Consider the following 15,393-nt stretch of genomic DNA (forward strand, 5'->3'; position numbering starts at 1 on the left):
CCGCAATGACGAGTTTCTGCGGCAGGTCCGCCGCTACAGTTCCAACACCAGCTTCCCTCCGCAGGCGCGCGAACAGCACGTCATCATCCGGTCGTTCGCTTCCCGCTCCGCCTTGGTGAGCACCATGTCACGGTGATCGATCTCGCCGGCCAGCACGCGCACTTCGCACGAGCCGCACAGCCCTTCCTCGCAGTCGCTGGGCACGTCGATGTTGGCGGCGCGCAGCGATGCCAGCACAGTGCGGTCCGCCGGCACCGCCACGGTGATGCCGGAATCCTTCAGTTCCACTTCGAATGCGTGTTCCCGGGCCGGGTCGAGCTGGGCCAGGTTCGATTCGAAGTGTTCGATGCGCAGCGCATCGTCGGGCCAGGCGGCGCAGTGCGCCTCGAGCGCCTCCAGCATGCGCTTGGGGCCGCAGGCGCAGACCTGCCAGCCTTCGCGCGGCTGGCCGAGCAAGGCGGCCAGGTCGTTGCGCCGGCCCTCCTCGGAGACATACACGTGCAGCCGCTCGCCATGCAGCGCGGCCAGTTCGTCCAGGAAGGCCATGCCGGCGCGCCGGCGGCCGCTGTAGTGCAGCTCGTAGTCCAGGCCCAGCTCCCGGGCCCGGCGGGCCATGGCGCTGATGGGCGTGATGCCGATGCCGCCGGCGATGAAGATGAGCTTCTTCGCCGCTTCGTCCATGCGGAAGTGGTTGCGCGGCCCGCGTATCCGCAGCCTGTCGCCGGCTCGCACTTGGCCGTGGATCCAGGAAGAGCCGCCGCGTCCCTCGGGCTCGTGCAGGACGGCGATTTCCAGCGCTCCCGTGTCGGCCGGGTCTCCGCACAGCGAGTACTGGCGCGACCGGTCCGGGTCGCCGCATTCCACGTCGATGTGCGAGCCGGGCGTCCACCGCGGCAGCGCGCGGCCGTCGGGCGAGACCAGGCGCAGCTTCAGGATGCCGTCGGCCACGCGGGTGACGCTTTCCACCACGACGGGGCGGGCGATGGCATGGCGCGAGGGCTCGCCGATGCGCACCGGAACCTGCGTCCGCAGGAGGGCGGGATTGCGGCGCTCGGGGTTCTGCGCCGGATCCCATTCCACCCACAGGTGCTCCGGCCCCCGGAACGAGGTATTGGGCACGTAGGTGAAGCGCTGTTCGGCCAGGCGCATGTGGGGCAGTCGGCGCGTGAGCTCTTCCAGGAAGATCTGCATTTCCATCCGCGCCAGGTTCTTGCCCATGCACTGGTGCGAACCGTAGCCGAAGGTCAGGTGGTCACTGGAGTTCTCGCGCCGGATGTCGAAGAAATCGGCGTCGGCGAAGTGGCGGTCGTCATGGTTGGCCGACGAGGTGACGATGAGCAGCTTGGAGCCTGCGGGAACGTCCACGCCCTCGATCTGCGTATCGCGGGTGACCAGCCGGCGCCAGGCGGCCACCGAGCCGTTGTGGCGCAGGCATTCCTCGACCGCATTGGGGATGAGACTGGGGTCCTCGCAGATCTCGCGCCAGGCGTCCGGATGCTGCAGCAGCAGCTTGATCGCGTTGGCGGTCGCGTTGGCCGTGGTTTCGTGAGCGGCGACGATGCCGGCCATCATCATCGAATGCAGGTAGGAGTCGGTCACGACCTCCGGGTGCTCTTTCTGCTTGCGTATGCCGTAGCGCATCCAGCCGGGCTGGTCCGGATCCTGGCGCATCTTTTCCAGCACTTTGCCGGCATATTGCCAGAAGTTGCCCACGGCATGGGCCACGGCCACTTGTTCCTCCGGCTTGGGGCGGCCCCAGGTGTTCACCGTATGGGCGATCGAGTAGCGCCGCAGCGTGTCCATGTCTTCCTCGGGCACGCCGAGGAAATGCAGCGCCACGGTCAGCGGCACTTCCCACAGCATCTGGTCGACCAGGTCGGCGCGGCCGTCGTCGATGAAGCGGTCCACGTATTCGCGCGCCAGCCGCCGCACCATGGGTTCGTGGTGCCTGAGATGCTCGGGCGTGAAGGGCTCCATGAGGATGCGCCGGCGCGGCATGTGCGCGGGCTCGTCCTCGTTGACCAGCGTGCGGTTCATCGCATAGCCGTACTGCTCGAGCACGGCGTTGGCCTCGGGGCCGGTGGGGGTGATCTTCTCCAGCGCGATCGAGGGGCTGAAGGTGAGGTTGTCGCGGAAGATGGCCTTGATCGCGTCATAGCGCGTGACCACCCAGTACCCCAGCTTCGGACTGTAGAAAATCGGTTCCTGCTCGCGCGCCCAGCGGACGTATTCGGGCGGGTCTTGCTGATAACCGTCGCCGAAGGGATCGAACTCGGCGGCGCGCGCGCTGATGGGGCAGCCGGTCGGGCCTGTGCCGGCTGGCGCGGACTGGTGGATGGGGCAGCCTGCGGCGCGGGGCGGGGTCGCAGCCATGGTCGTCTCCTGTTGCCGGATCCCGAGGATGGAATCATTTGCGTAATTATTGTACGCAATGCGTAAAAACAGAACTGACGATAACACCTAGCCTCGTCGTTCGTCGAGGTACCGTCGCGGGCAGCGTTCCCCGCCGCCGGGGGGCAGACGCTAGAGGCCGTAGCCCAGGCGCCTGCTGACGGCTCCTGCCGCCCCACGCACGGCCCCGGCGATCTCGCCTTCGGGCGCGGGGTCGAAGGCGCCGGAAGGCCCGAGCGCGGTCATGACCACGGTGACGCTGCCGTCGGCGTTGAAAACGGGCGCCGCGACGGCACTGATGCCGTTGAGCATCAGGTCGCGCACGGGTGCGCAGCCCTGGTTCCGGATCTGCTCGAACAGGCGGTCCGCCGCCGGCCGGTCCGCCACCTGGCGGCGCTGGTCCGCCGTCGCGCCGTCCAGCTCCCTCGCGATCAGCGCGTCCAGCACGGCCGAGCGGCAGAAGGCGCCGAAGGCGCGGCCGGTGGCCGACCACAGCACCGGCATGACCGATCCCACGCGCACGTTGACGGCGACCGGCTGCGCCGGTTCGCTCCAGCGCACGATGGTCGGGCCGCAATTGCCCAGTACGGAGACGAAGCACGACAGGTTGTGCGACTCGTTCAGCCGCGCCAGTTCGGTCGAAGCCAGGGTCAGCGCATCCGATTGGCGCATGGCGGCCAGGCCGATGGCCAGCGATTCGGGGCCGAGCAGATACCGCGAGGTGACCGGGTCCTGGATGACGAAGTCGGCCTCCACCAGGCTGGCGAGGTAGCGGTGGACCTTGGCGGGACTCTCGCCCAGCCGTCCCGCCAGCGCGGTGAGCGAGGCGGCCCCGCCCATGGCGGCCAGGGTCTTGAGCACCGTCATGCCGGTGCCGGCCGACTGCACCTTGCTGCGGCGGGATGCGGTCTTGGTTGCCGGCGTGCCGGTCGTCGAGGCGGGGGAGGGCTTGCTTGCCATGAAAGGGCCTGGGGTTGCGCAACGAGCGATATGTTACGCAAAGGTGGACGCTATCTCGCGTCATGGCTTGCCGCTATAGTGGTCGTCTCATCTCCCGCAGGAGGCGCGCATGTCCCTACGATCAACGGCAATCCTCGTCGCCGCGCTGGCCATCGCGGCAGGCACAGCCACCGCCTGGGCCCATCACGGCTGGTCCTGGGCCGAGGCCGAGCAAATGCAGCTGCGCGGGGTCGTCAAGCAGGTGCAGATCGCTCCGCCGCATCCCTGGCTGGACGTGCAGACCGCCGATGACGGCCTTTGGCGGGTCGAGCTGGGCAACCCGTCCCAAACGCAGCGCGCGGGCTTCGTGGAAGGGTCGGCCAAGCCCGGCGACGCCGTCGTCGCCACCGGCAACCGTTCGCAAGACCGCGCCGAGAAGCGCATGAAGGCGGTGCAGATCTCGGTGGGCGGCAAGACCTACGACATCTATCCCGAACGCATCCGGCGCTGACCCGCATGCTCGAATGGCTGGAGAGCCTGCCTCACGCCGCCGTGCTGCGGCACTCAGGCACGGCCTACCTGTTCGTCAACGCCGCGCATATTGCCTCCATAGGCGTGCTGCTGGGCGCCATCGTGGCCCTCGACTTGCGCTTGCTGGGGGTGTTCCCGGCCCTGCCGCTGGCGTCGGCCGGGCCGTTCCTGTCCCGCATGGCCGCCGCCGGGCTGGTCCTGGCGATGCTCACGGGATTCTGGCTGTTCTCGGTGCGGCCGGCCGAATATGCGGCCAACCCCGCGTTTCTGGCCAAGCTCGGTCTGCTTGCGCTCGGCATCCTGAATGCCGCGGTCCTGCACCGGAGCCGCGCGTGGCGCCGGGCCCTCGGAGAGCCGCGGGTGCCCCTGACCGTCCGCGCCCAGGCCGCCGGGTCCATGCTGGTCTGGCTGTCGGCCATCCTGGCGGGCCGGTGGATCGGCTTCCTGTAGACGGGTTTGTACCGGGGGAGGCGTACGGTTCAGCGGCGCCGTCTGGCCCCGCACGCCGCAGGTCTTTCAGGACAGCGCGGCCAGCCCTGCGCGCAATTCGTCCGCCGAGAGCCCGTCCAGCGCGGATTCGATCGCCCTGTGGGTGGCGCGCCAGATCGGCAGCGCCCGAGCCAGCGCCGCGTGCCCCTTGTCGGTCAGGACCAGCAGACGGCTGCGCCGGTCCGCGGGATCCACTTCCACGCGCACCAGCCCTTCGCGCTCGAGCGGCTTCAAGGCCGCGGTGAGCGTCGTCCTGTCCATGGCCAGCAACCGGGCCACGGGCGCCATGGGCGGCGGCTCCGGACGATTGAGCGACATCAGCAGCGAAAACTGCCCATTGGTCAAGCCCACGGGCCGCAGGGCCTCGTCGAAGCGCTTGCCCAGCGCCCGTGCGGCGCGCTGCACGTGAAGGCACAGGCAGGCATCGCGTACCTCGAGCGTGGCGGCGAACGGAATTTTCTTTGACATGGTCCGTTTATTATGTTGATATCAACGTAAATGTCAAATTGGCGATGCATGATCGCTACCAGGGATGGCGTTCATCCCGCCCATTCAGTCCGCAAGGAGACCGACGATGAAGTACGTAGAAGGGTTTGTCGCAGCCGTGCCCGCCGCCAACAAGGAGCTCTACCGCAAGCACGCCGCCGACGCGGCGCCGCTGTTCAAGGAGTTCGGCGTCACGCGCATGGTCGAATGCTGGGGGGACGACGTGCCGGAGGGCAAGCTCACCGATTTTCGCCGCGCCGTCCAGGCCAAGGACGACGAGGTCGTGGTGTTCAGCTGGTTCGAGTACCCGTCGAAAGAGGTGCGCGACGCCGCCGTGCAGAAAATGATGACCGATCCGCGCATGCAGGCCATGGGCGAGACCATGCCCTTCGACGGCAAGCGGATGATCATCGGCGGCTTCGTTCCCCTCCTGGACGTATAGGGGAAGCCGATGGCCAAGGTTACTCAGCACCTCTGGTTCGCCGCCGACATGGACGCGGCGATCCGCTTCTATACATCGCTGATCCCCGGCTCGTCGATCGAGTGGACGACGCCGATTCCCGCGGATACCCCGAGCGGGCCGGCCGGCAGCGTGCACCTTGCCTCGTTCAAGCTGGGTGACCAGCGCTACATGGCGATCGAGGCCGGGCCGCTGGATCCGTTCAATCACTCTTTCTCGATCCACGTCGAGTGCGAGGACCAGGCCGAGGTCGACCGCCTTTGGGATGCGCTGAAGGAAGGCGGTTCGATCGAGCGGTGCGGCTGGCTGCGCGATTGATGGGGACTGTGCTGGCAGATCGTGCCCAAGCGCCTGGGCGAGCTGATGCAGAGCGGCGATCCGGCCGCGGCCAAGCGAGTGTCCGAGGCCATGCTCAAGATGGTGAAGCTGGACGTTGCGGGCCTGGAGGCGGCGGCGCGGGGAGGCTAGGAGTCCGGGGCGCGGGCTATGCCTGGCTTTCCAGCGGCTTGCGGAAATACACCACCCGCTCGGTTTCCTCGAACCCCAGGGCCTGGTGCATGCGGTGCGAGGCGATCGCGTCGGCCGCCGCATCGGAAGCGAATTCCATGCAACCCATGGACCGCGCCCAGTCCTCGGCCGCCCCGCATAGCCGCCGCGCTATGCCTTGGCGCCGCCGGTCAGGGACCACGTAGATGCCTTCGAGAAAGCCGACGGGCGTAGACGTGCAACCGTTCACGTAGTCGTGCCGCAGCGAGGCTTCGGCAAAACCCACGGCGCGGCCCTGGTCATCGCGGGCGATCCACGCCACTTCCGTGCCCGCCCCGGCCAGCATCGCCTCGAGCTCTTCCCGATGCGACGCAAGCGTGTCCCCTGGCCACAGGGCGTCGCGCATCCGCGCCCATTCGTCGATGTCGGCGGGACCGCAGCGTTCGATGGAGCAGGCGTCGTTTTTCATTGCGTGGTCGATCCCGTGGACGTTTCGTTGCGCGACGAGGCAAGCGCGTCCGCATGCCAGCCTCCTCCCAGCGCGGCGATGAGGTTTACGCTCGCCGCGAGCCGGTTGCCCAGCAGCGACAACGCGGTGCGCTCGTTGCTGAGCGCCGCCGTCTGCACCGACACCACGCTCAGGTAGTCGATCAGGCCGGATTCGAACTGGTTGGTGGTCAGCCGCAGCGACTCGCGCGCCGCGTCGAGGGCGCGCTGTTGCACGACCTGCTCTTCCTCCATGACGCGCAACTGGGACAGGTAGTTCTCCACTTCAGCCAGCGCCGACAGCACGGTCTGCCGGTAGGCCGCGACCTGCTGGTCGTAGGTGGCTTCGGCTTGCCGGGTCTGTGCGCGCCGCAGGCCGGCATCGAACAGGGGGGCGGCGAGCGCGGGGCCGAGCGACCAGAAGCGGGCCGGCGCGGTCAGCCAGTCGGAGAATTGCGAACTGCGATAGCCGAGCGAGGCGGACAGGGTCAGCGAGGGGAAATAGGCCGCCTGGGCGACGCCGATGCGGGCATTGGCCGCCTGTACCTGGCGCTCCGCGGCGGCGATGTCGGGCCGGCGTTCCAGCAGTTCCGACGGCAAGCCCACCGGAATGGCGGGCAGCACGGCGCGGAAGTCGGCCGGGGCGAGGCTGAACGCGGAGGGCGGCTGCCCCACCAGGATCGCAATGGCGTGCTCCAGCTGGGCGCGCTGCCAGCGCAGGTCGACGGCCTGGGCGCGCGTGGATTCCAGCTGCGTGCGGGCCTGGGCGATCTCGGCCTTGGCCGCGACGCCTACCGCATAGCGGTTCTCGTTCAGGCGCAGCGAACGTTCATAGACTTTGATCGTGGCCTCGAGCAGCCGTTGCTGCTCGTCCATGATGCGCAATTGAAAATAGCTGCGCGCCAGTTCGGCCTGCGCGCTCAGGTGGGCATTGGCCAGGTTGGCCGCGCTGGCCTGCGCGCTGGCGGTGTCGGCCTCGACGCTGCGCCGGATCCGCCCCCAAAGATCGGCCTCCCAGCTGGCGGTGGCATTCATGCTGAACTGGTTGCGTATGCTTTGCGAGCCGCCCTGGCTGATCACGACGCCGCTGCTGTTGGTGGTGGTGCTGCTGCTCGTGCCGGTGCCGCTGCGGGTGGCCGAGGCGTTGGCGCTGACACTGGGGAACTGGCCGGCGCGCGTGGCCTGCAGCACCGCCATGGCTTGCCGGTATTGGGCCTCGGCCTGGGCGACGGTCTGGTTGGCGGTCGCCACCTGGACCATGAGGCGCGACAGCTCGGGGTCGCCGAAGACCTCCCACCATGGTCCGCGGTGCGCGTCGTCGCGCGGCTCGGCGGCTTTCCAGCCGGCCGCTTCCTTGAACTGGACGCCGCTGGCGACGGTCGGCCGCACGTAGTCGGGCCCCATGGCGCAAGCCCCCAGCATGGTGATCAGGGCGATGCCGGCCGCCACGCGCGCGCCGGCGGCGAACGTACGGCGGCGGGACGGCAGGGGTTTGGAGGGCGTGCCCGCCCGCGCGGGCCACGTCTTGCTCATAGATTGTCTCCGGGTAGCGCCAGGCCCGCGGATCGCGGACGGCCCCAGCGCCGTTGCGCCCGCAGGTGCAGGCGGTCGAGGTACAGATAGACCACGGGCGTGGTGAACAGCGTCAGCAACTGGCTGACGACGAGCCCGCCGACGATGGTGATGCCCAGCGGCTGGCGCAGCTCGGCGCCGGCGCCGGTGCTGATGACCAGCGGCACGGCGCCCAGGATGGCGGCCATCGTGGTCATCAGGATGGGGCGGAACCGCATCAGGCAGGCCTCGTGGATGGCCTCGCGCGAGCTCAGCCCGCGCCGCCGCTCGGCATCGAGCGCGAAGTCCACCATCATGATCGCGTTTTTCTTGACGATGCCGATCAGCAGGAAGACGCCGATCAGCGCGATGAGCGTGAACTCGCGCCCGAGCATCATCAGCGCCAGCAGCGCTCCCAGCCCCGCCGACGGCAGGGTCGAGAGGATGGTGAGCGGATGGATGTAGCTCTCGTAGAGCATGCCCAGCACCAGATACATGGTGACGAGCGCCGCCAGGATCAGCCATGGCTGCGCGCTGAGCGCCGACTGCAGCGCCTTGGCGCTGCCCGCGAAGCCGGCCTGGATCTCGGTGGTGGGCAGGCTGATGCGCGCCACCGCGTCGTTGATCGCGCGCGTGGCCTGTTCCAGCGACACGCCGGGCGCGAGGTTGAACGAAATGGTGTCGGCGGCGAACTGGCTCTCGTGCGAGACGCTCAGCGGCGCATTGGTCATGCGCCACTTCGCGAAGGCCGACAGCGGCACCCGGCTGCCGTCCGCGGTGATGACGTTGACCTTTTCCAGCGCCCCGGCATCCTGGGCGAAGCGCTGGTCGACCTCCATCACCACCCGGTACTGGTTGAGCGGGTTGTAGATGACCGAGACCTGCCGCTGGCTGAAGGAGTTGTTCAGCACCGCCGCGATCATGGACATGTTCACACCCAGGCGCGTGGCCGTCTCGCGGTCGATCTCCAGCGAGATCTGCCGCCCCTTGTCCTCGACGTCGACGTCGATGTCGGTCAGCTCGGGCAGCGCCGCCAGCGCGCGCGTGACGCGCGGCATCCAGGTCCGCAGCACCGACAGCTCGGACGCCATCAAGGAATATTGGTAGCCGGAATTTGACATGCGCGCGCCGATGCGGATGTCCTGGTTGGGCATCAGGAACATGCGTGCGCCCGGCACGTTGCCCAGCTTGCCGCGCAGGCGGTTCATGACCTCGTCCACCGAAACCTTGCGTTCGGCCAGCGGCTTGAGCTGGATCATCATGAAACTGGTGTTGCTGCCGCCGCGTCCGCCGCTGTAGCCCACCATGCTCTCGACCGCCGGGTCGGCCAGCACCACCTTGCGGAAATATTCCAGCTTGGGCCGCATGGCCTGGAACGAGGTGCCCTGGTCGGCGCGGATGAAACCCATCAATTGCCCGGTGTCCTGCTGCGGGAAGAAGCCCTTCGGGACCTTCACGTACAGGTACACGTTCAGCCCGATGACCACCAGCAGCACGACCAGCGTCAGCAGCGAATGCCGCAGTACCCACTGCAGCGCCTTGCCGTAGCCGCGCGTCATGCCGGACAGGAGCGATTCCAGCGCGCGCGCCACCCGGCCCGGGGGCCGCTCTTCGCGCGCGGGCCGCAGCATGCGCGCGCACATCATGGGCGTGAGCGTGACCGACACGATCAGCGAGATCAGGATGGCCGCCGACAGGGTGACCGAGAATTCGCGGAACAGGCGGCCCACGATGTCGCCCATCAGCAGGATGGGAATGAAGACCGCCACCAGCGACAGGCTCATCGACAACACGGTGAAGCCCACCTCGCGCGAGCCGAGCAGCGCCGCGCGCAGCGGCGACATGCCGGTCTCCAGGTGACGGGCGATGTTCTCCAGCACCACGATCGCGTCGTCGACGACGAAGCCGGTGGCCACGATCAGCGCCATCAGCGACATGGTATTGAGCGAGTAGCCGCACAGGTACATGACGGCGAAGGTGGCGATGAGCGAGACCGGCACCGCCACGCTGGGTATCAGCGCGGCGCGCACGTTGCGCAGGAACAGCAGCACGACCAGGATGACCAGGATGACCGCGATGATGAGCGTGTGCTCGGCCTCGGCTAGCGAGGCGCGGATGCTGGGCGTGCGGTCCTGGGCCACGGTCAGGGCGACGTCGCCGGGCAGCAGGGCGCGCATCTGCGGCAGGGCCTCGTGGATGCGGTCCACCGTCTCGATGATGTTGGCGTCGGCCTGCCGTCCCACCACCAGCAGGATGGCCGGGCTGTTGTTGAGGAACCCCATGTTGAACAGGTCTTCCACCGAGTCCTCGACCCGCGCCACGTCGCTCAACAGCACGGGCGAGCCGTTGCGGTAGGCCACGACCAGCCCGCGGTATTCCCGGGCCTTGCGCAGCTGGTCGTTGGTGGCGACCAGCCAGCTGGTCTCGTCGTTCTCCAGCATGCCCTTGGGGCCGCGCGCGTTGGCGTTGTTCAGCGCGGTGCGCACCTCGTCGAGCGCGATGCCGTACTGGTTGAGAGCCGTGGGGTTCAGTTCCACCCGCACCGCCGGCAGCGAACTGCCGCCCACCTGCACGTCGCTAACACCCTTGATCTGCGCGATGCGCTGGGCGAGGATGGTGGAGCCGACGTCGTAGAGCTGTCCCTGGTCTAGCGTCGCGGAGGTGAGCGCCAGCACCATGATCGGCGCCGACGCCGGGTTGCGCTTGGTGTAGGTCGGGTTGCTGCGCAGGGAAGAAGGCAGCATGTTGCGGGCGGCATTGATGGCCCCCTGCACGTCGCGCGCGGCGCCGTCGATGTCGCGGCTCAGGTCGAACTGCAGCGTGATGCTGGTCGAGCCCTGCGTGCTGCGCGAGGTCATCTCGCTGATGCCGGCGATGCTGCCCAGCGAGCGCTCCAGCGGCGTGGCGACGCTCGAGGCCATGGTTTCGGGGCTCGCCCCCGGCAGGCTGGCCCGCACCGATATGGTGGGGAAATCGACCTGCGGCAGCGGCGCCACCGGCAGCTTGACGAAGGCCAGCGCGCCGGCAAGCACCACCGCGATCGACAGCAGCACGGTGGCCACCGGCCGCATGATGAACGGCGCCGAAATATTCATGGCGCACCGCCCGCCTGGCCTGCCGAGACCGCGCGGCGGCCGCGCCTTCGATTCATCGCGTGCCCCAGGCGGTCGAACATCAGGTAGATGACCGGGGTGGTGAACAGCGTGAGCAGCTGGCTGACCAGCAGCCCGCCCACCATGACGATGCCGAGCGGCTGGCGCAGCTCGGCGCCGCTACCCGTGCTGAGCATCAGCGGCACGGCGCCGAACAGGGCGGCGCAGGTGGTCATCAGGATGGGCCGGAAGCGCAGCAGCGCCGCCTGGTGGATGGCGTCGCGCGGCGCCATGCCCTGCTTGCGCTCGGCTTCGAGCGCGAAGTCGATCATCATGATGGCATTCTTCTTGACGATGCCGATCAGGAGGATGATGCCGATGATCCCGATCATGTCGAGGTCGCTGCCGGCGAGCATCAGCGCCAGCAGCGCGCCCACGCCGGCCGAGGGCAGCGTGGACAGGATGGTGATGGGATGGATGTAGCTCTCGTAGAGCACGCCCAGCACGATATACATCGTCGCGATGGCGGCCAGGATCAGCAGCAGCGTGCTGTTGAGCGAGGCCTGGAAGGCCTGGGCCGCGCCCTGGAAGCTGGTCTGTATGCCCAGCGGCATGCCGATGTCGCGCTCGGCCTGCAGGATCGCGTCCACGGCGCTGCTGAGCGAGGCGCCGGGCGCCAGGTTGAACGATACCGTGGCGGACGGGAACTGACCCAGATGGCTGATGGACAGGGGCGTCGTCCGTTCGGACACGCGCACGATGTTGGTCAGCGGCACCTGCTTGCCGTCGGTGGTGCGGACGTAGATCTGCGACAGCGAGGCCGGGCTCTGCCGGAACTGCGGGGCCACTTCCAGCACGACCCGGTACTGGTTGGCCTGGGTGAAGATGGTCGATATCAGCCGCTGGCCCAGCGCGTCGTACAGGGCGTTGTTGATGTCGGCCGCGGTCACGCCGAGCCGGGAGGCGGCGTTGCGGTCGATCTCGACGTAGGTCTGCAGTCCGCGGTCCTGCAGGTCGTGGTTCACGTCGGCCAGCTGCGGCAGCGACTGCAGCCGCTCGACCAGCTTGCGCGTCCATATGCCCAGGTTCTCCAGGTCGGGGTCCTGCAGCGTGAATTGGTACTGGGTGCGGCTGACGCTGTCCTCGATGGTCAGGTCTTGTACCGGCTGCATGTAGAGCCGAATGTCCTCGAGCTTGTCGAGCTCGGGCTGCAGGCGGGCGATGACCTGCGCCGCCGAGGCGCCGCGTTCGCCGTGGGGCTTCAGGTTGATCTGCAGCCGCCCGCTGTTGAGGGTGGCGTTGGTGCCGTCCACGCCGATGAAGGAAGACAGGCTGGCGACGTCCGGGTCACGCAGGATGATGTCGGCCGCGGCCTGCTGGCGCCGTGCCATGGCGGCAAAGGACACCGACGGCGAGCTTTCGCTGATGGCCTGGATGACGCCGGTGTCTTGCTGCGGAAAGAAGCCCTTGGGAATCGCCACGTACAGCAGCACGGTCAGCAGCAGGGTGCCCAGCGCCACCAGCAGGGTCAGCGGCTGGTGGGCAAGCACCCGCTGCAGCATGCGGTCATAGCCGGCGATGATGCGGTCGAACCATTGGCCGCTCTTGCGGTAGAACCATCCTTGTTCCTCGTCCGGGATGTGGCGCAGGTATTTCGAACACATCATGGGCGTCAGGCTCAGCGACACCACCAGCGAGATCAGGATGGCCACCGCCAGCGTGATCGCGAATTCGCGGAACAGCCGGCCGATCACGTCGCCCATGAACAGCAGCGGGATGAGCACGGCGATCAGCGAGAAGGTGAGCGAAATCAGGGTGAAGCCGATCTGCGCGGCGCCCTTGAGCGCCGCCTGCGCAGGCGTCTCGCCCTGCTCGAGGTAGCGGGCGATGTTCTCGATCATGACGATGGCGTCGTCCACCACGAAGCCGGTGGCGATGGTCAGCGCCATCAGCGTCAGGTTGTTGATGCTGAACCCGGCCAGGTACATGATGCCGAAGGTGCCGATCAGCGACAGCGGCACGACCACGCTGGGAATGATGGTGGCCGTGAGGTTGCGCAGGAAGACGAAGGTCACCATCACCACCAGCGCGACCGCCAGCATCAGTTCGAACTGCACGTCCTTGACCGAGGAACGTATGGATTCGGTCCGGTCGGAGAGCACCGTGACGTCCAGCGTGCTGGGCAGTGCTGCCTGCAGGTCGGGCAGCAGCCGGCGGATGTTGTCCACCACCTGGATCACGTTGGCGCCCGGCTGGCGCTGCACGTTGAGCAGGATCGCGGGCTTGCCGTTGGCCCAGGCCGCCTGGCGGATGTTCTCGGCGTCCTGCACGGTCTCGGCCACGTCCGACAGGCGCACCGGCGCGTTGTTGGTATAGGCGATGATGAGGTCGCGGTATTGCTCGACGGTCTTGAGCTGGTCGTTGGCGTCGAGCGTGGTCGCCCGCGTGGGTCCGTCGAAGTTGCCCTTGGGCTGGTTGACGTTGGCGCCGGTGATGGCGGTGCGGATATTGCTCAGGTTAAGCCCGTAGGCCGCCAGGGCCTGCGGATTGGCGCGGATGCGCACGGCCGGCCGCTGGCCGCCGGCGATGCTTACCAGGCCCACGCCCGAGACCTGCGAAATCTTCTGCGCCATGCGCGTATCGATCAGGTCGCGCACCTGGTAGAGCGGCAGGGTGGGGGAACTGATGGCAAGCGTCAGGACCGGCGTGTCAGCCGGGTTGACCTTGTTGTAGATGGGCGGGGTGGGCAGGTCGCCGGGCAGCAGGTTCGACCCGGCATTGATCGCCGCCTGCACTTCCTGTTCGGCCACGTCCAGCGGCAGGTCGAGGTTGAACTTGAGCGTGATGACCGAGGCGCCGCCGGAGCTGATGGACGACATCTGGTTGAGTCCCGGCATCTGCCCGAACTGGCGCTCGAGCGGCGCGGTCACCAGCGAAGTCATGACGTCGGGACTGGCGCCGGGATATTGCGTGACCACCTGGATCGTCGGGTAGTCCACCTCGGGCAGCGCCGACACCGGCAGCATCCTGTAGGCGATCAGACCCGACAGCAGGATCGCCAACATCGCCAGCGAGGTGGCGATGGGCCGCAGGATGAATATCCGCGACGGATTCATGGCGCGGCGCGTCCCGTCGCGCGGCGGCGGGCGCCCTGGTTGGCGCCGCGTTGCAACTGGCCGCCGGCGGCCTCGGGCACCGTTTCCGTGCCGGTCACGACCTGCACCTGGGCGCCGTCGCGCAGGCGGTCGACGCCTTCCACCACGACCCGGTCACCGGGCTTGAGGCCATCGAGCACGGCGACCCGTTCGCCATCCGCCGGACCGAGCTTGAGCACGCGCAGCGCGACCGTGTTGTCTTCCTTGACCACATAAACGAACGTGCCGGGCGTGCCGCGCTGCACGGCGCCGGTAGGAATGACGGTGGCGCCGGCCAGCGTGCGCACGTGCAGCCGCACGTTGACGAACTGGTTGGGAAAGAGGCTTTCGTCCTTGTTGTCGAAGCGGGCCTTGAGCTTGACGGTGCCGGTGGTGGTGTCGATCTGGTTGTCGACCGTGGTCAGCACGCCGTCGGCGATGTGACGGATGTCGGCCCGGTCGTAGGCCTGCACGGTCAAGGTCTTGCCGGCCCGCAACGGTGTCAGGACGTCGGGCAGGTCGCCCTCGGCGATGGTGAACAGCACGGAAATGGGCTGGGTCTGGGTGATGATCACCAGTCCGTTGGTGTCGCTGCTGCGGACCAGGTTGCCCTGATCGACCTGGCGCAGGCCCAGCCGGCCCGAAATGGGCGCGGTGACGCGAGTGTAGTCGAGCTGCAGCCGGGCGTTGTCCACCGCCGCCTGGTTGGTCTTGAGCGTCCCTTCGTACTGGCGCACCAGGGCCGTCTGGGTGTCGACCTGCTGGCGCGCGATGGAGTCCTGCGCGTAGAGCGTCTGGTAGCGTTCGAGGTCGCGGCGGGCGTTGTCCAGTTGGGCGCGGTTCTGCTCCAGGGTGCCCTGGGCCTGCGCCAGCGCCACCTGGTAGGGGCGGGGATCGATCTGCACCAGCAGGTCGCCGGCCTTGACGAGCTGGCCTTCCTGGAAGAGCACTTTCAGCAGTTCGCCGTCGACCTTGCTGCGCACGGTGACCGTGTTATAGGAAGTGACCGTGCCGAGCGCCTTGATGTAGACCTTCATGTCCTCGGCGCGCGCCGCCACGACCCGGACCGGCGTCGGCATCTGGAAGGCGGCGGCGCCGGGTCCGGCCGGGCCCCGTGCGCCCGGACCGCCGCCTGCGGCCGGCGCGGGCCGATGGCTCGCGTGCCACCACCAGTATCCGGCACCGGCCAGGATCACGGCGATCGCCAGCCAGAGCCAGCGCCGTTTTTTCTTGCCGTTCGACATGGAGGAAGAAGGTGCCCGCTCGGGCTGGGGGGGGATGTCGGCCATGGAGTTCCGGAAAAGGCTTGCTGAATCTCGCCGCGCGGAAAAAAGCCCGCATCGCGGCG

Annotated in this window: 13 protein-coding genes; 5 read left to right on the forward strand and 8 right to left on the reverse strand. The window is 68.1% G+C overall.

Annotation, left to right across the window (positions count from 1 at the left end; genetic code table 11):
• Window positions 1-33 precede the first annotated feature (33 nt).
• The gene (locus tag CDO44_RS25185) at window positions 34-2,373 is read right to left on the reverse strand and encodes a cytochrome P450/oxidoreductase (RefSeq protein WP_087782964.1); all 2,340 of its coding nucleotides are present in this window, start codon (window positions 2,371-2,373) and stop codon (window positions 34-36) included.
• Between the two features lie 150 nt (window positions 2,374-2,523).
• Window positions 2,524-3,351, reverse strand: coding sequence for an IclR family transcriptional regulator (locus tag CDO44_RS25190; protein WP_087782965.1), 828 nt, complete (start codon window positions 3,349-3,351; stop codon window positions 2,524-2,526).
• A gap of 109 nt (window positions 3,352-3,460) precedes the next feature.
• On the opposite strand from CDO44_RS25190, the gene CDO44_RS25195 reads away from it, so the two are divergent.
• Both CDO44_RS25195 and CDO44_RS25200 read left to right on the forward strand, forming a co-directional pair.
• The gene (locus CDO44_RS25195) at window positions 3,461-3,841 is read left to right on the forward strand and encodes a DUF6152 family protein (RefSeq protein WP_087782966.1); all 381 of its coding nucleotides are present in this window, start codon (window positions 3,461-3,463) and stop codon (window positions 3,839-3,841) included.
• Between the two features lie 5 nt (window positions 3,842-3,846).
• Window positions 3,847-4,311 (forward strand): DUF6644 family protein, encoded by a 465-nt coding sequence (locus CDO44_RS25200; protein ID WP_087782967.1) that lies wholly within the window; start codon window positions 3,847-3,849, stop codon window positions 4,309-4,311.
• Window positions 4,312-4,377: 66 nt separating this feature from the next.
• Here CDO44_RS25200 and CDO44_RS25205 read toward each other — a convergent pair whose 3' ends face one another.
• Window positions 4,378-4,818 carry a MarR family winged helix-turn-helix transcriptional regulator gene (locus CDO44_RS25205; RefSeq protein ID WP_087782968.1) on the reverse strand — a complete coding sequence of 147 codons (441 nt, stop codon included), beginning with the start codon at window positions 4,816-4,818 and terminating at the stop codon, window positions 4,378-4,380.
• A 106-nt stretch (window positions 4,819-4,924) separates the two neighbouring features.
• Between CDO44_RS25205 and CDO44_RS25210 the strand changes: the two genes are divergently transcribed.
• From CDO44_RS25210 to CDO44_RS28280, 3 genes are read left to right on the forward strand one after another with little or no spacing between them, the layout of a single operon-like run.
• Window positions 4,925-5,278: a DUF1428 domain-containing protein gene (locus CDO44_RS25210; protein WP_087782969.1), complete on the forward strand. Its 354-nt coding sequence runs from the start codon at window positions 4,925-4,927 to the stop codon at window positions 5,276-5,278.
• 9 nt (window positions 5,279-5,287) lie between these two features.
• On the forward strand, window positions 5,288-5,614 hold the full coding sequence (locus CDO44_RS25215; protein WP_198951441.1) for a VOC family protein: 327 nt from the start codon (window positions 5,288-5,290) through the stop codon (window positions 5,612-5,614).
• 21 nt (window positions 5,615-5,635) lie between these two features.
• Window positions 5,636-5,764 (forward strand): hypothetical protein, encoded by a 129-nt coding sequence (locus CDO44_RS28280; RefSeq protein WP_255407820.1) that lies wholly within the window; start codon window positions 5,636-5,638, stop codon window positions 5,762-5,764.
• Between the two features lie 16 nt (window positions 5,765-5,780).
• Here CDO44_RS28280 and aac(6') read toward each other — a convergent pair whose 3' ends face one another.
• Genes aac(6') through CDO44_RS25240 form a run of 5 tightly spaced genes read right to left on the reverse strand, consistent with a single transcriptional unit; the run spans window position 5,781 to window position 15,289 of the window.
• The gene (gene aac(6'), locus CDO44_RS25220; protein ID WP_087782970.1) at window positions 5,781-6,251 is read right to left on the reverse strand and encodes an aminoglycoside 6'-N-acetyltransferase; all 471 of its coding nucleotides are present in this window, start codon (window positions 6,249-6,251) and stop codon (window positions 5,781-5,783) included.
• On the reverse strand, window positions 6,248-7,801 hold the full coding sequence (locus tag CDO44_RS25225) for an efflux transporter outer membrane subunit (RefSeq protein ID WP_233146345.1): 1,554 nt from the start codon (window positions 7,799-7,801) through the stop codon (window positions 6,248-6,250). The genes aac(6') and CDO44_RS25225 overlap by 4 nt, the downstream gene beginning before the upstream one ends.
• Complete coding sequence (locus CDO44_RS25230) at window positions 7,798-10,914, reverse strand: multidrug efflux RND transporter permease subunit (protein WP_087782971.1); 3,117 nt, start codon at window positions 10,912-10,914, stop codon at window positions 7,798-7,800. The genes CDO44_RS25225 and CDO44_RS25230 overlap by 4 nt, the downstream gene beginning before the upstream one ends.
• Window positions 10,911-14,027: an MdtB/MuxB family multidrug efflux RND transporter permease subunit gene (locus CDO44_RS25235; protein WP_087782972.1), complete on the reverse strand. Its 3,117-nt coding sequence runs from the start codon at window positions 14,025-14,027 to the stop codon at window positions 10,911-10,913. The genes CDO44_RS25230 and CDO44_RS25235 overlap by 4 nt, the downstream gene beginning before the upstream one ends.
• Window positions 14,024-15,289, reverse strand: coding sequence for an MdtA/MuxA family multidrug efflux RND transporter periplasmic adaptor subunit (locus tag CDO44_RS25240; RefSeq protein ID WP_087783128.1), 1,266 nt, complete (start codon window positions 15,287-15,289; stop codon window positions 14,024-14,026). The genes CDO44_RS25235 and CDO44_RS25240 overlap by 4 nt, the downstream gene beginning before the upstream one ends.
• Between the last annotated feature and the right edge of the window lie 104 nt (window positions 15,290-15,393).

This window comes from Pigmentiphaga sp. NML080357, assembly GCF_002188465.1.
Lineage (GTDB): Bacteria > Pseudomonadota > Gammaproteobacteria > Burkholderiales > Burkholderiaceae_B > Pigmentiphaga.

Bases quoted from the DNA above. Each gene is read 5' to 3' on its own strand.
- CDO44_RS25185 (WP_087782964.1), bottom strand. From the start codon at position 2,373: ATGGCTGCGACCCCGCCCCGCGCCGCAGGCTGCCCCATCCACCAGTCC.
- CDO44_RS25190 (WP_087782965.1), bottom strand. From the start codon at position 3,351: ATGGCAAGCAAGCCCTCCCCCGCCTCGACGACCGGCACGCCGGCAACC.
- CDO44_RS25195 (WP_087782966.1), top strand. From the start codon at position 3,461: ATGTCCCTACGATCAACGGCAATCCTCGTCGCCGCGCTGGCCATCGCG.
- CDO44_RS25200 (WP_087782967.1), top strand. From the start codon at position 3,847: ATGCTCGAATGGCTGGAGAGCCTGCCTCACGCCGCCGTGCTGCGGCAC.
- CDO44_RS25205 (WP_087782968.1), bottom strand. From the start codon at position 4,818: ATGTCAAAGAAAATTCCGTTCGCCGCCACGCTCGAGGTACGCGATGCC.
- CDO44_RS25210 (WP_087782969.1), top strand. From the start codon at position 4,925: ATGAAGTACGTAGAAGGGTTTGTCGCAGCCGTGCCCGCCGCCAACAAG.
- CDO44_RS25215 (WP_198951441.1), top strand. From the start codon at position 5,288: ATGGCCAAGGTTACTCAGCACCTCTGGTTCGCCGCCGACATGGACGCG.
- CDO44_RS25225 (WP_233146345.1), bottom strand. From the start codon at position 7,801: ATGAGCAAGACGTGGCCCGCGCGGGCGGGCACGCCCTCCAAACCCCTG.
- CDO44_RS25230 (WP_087782971.1), bottom strand. From the start codon at position 10,914: ATGAATATTTCGGCGCCGTTCATCATGCGGCCGGTGGCCACCGTGCTG.
- CDO44_RS25235 (WP_087782972.1), bottom strand. From the start codon at position 14,027: ATGAATCCGTCGCGGATATTCATCCTGCGGCCCATCGCCACCTCGCTG.
- CDO44_RS25240 (WP_087783128.1), bottom strand. From the start codon at position 15,289: ATGTCGAACGGCAAGAAAAAACGGCGCTGGCTCTGGCTGGCGATCGCC.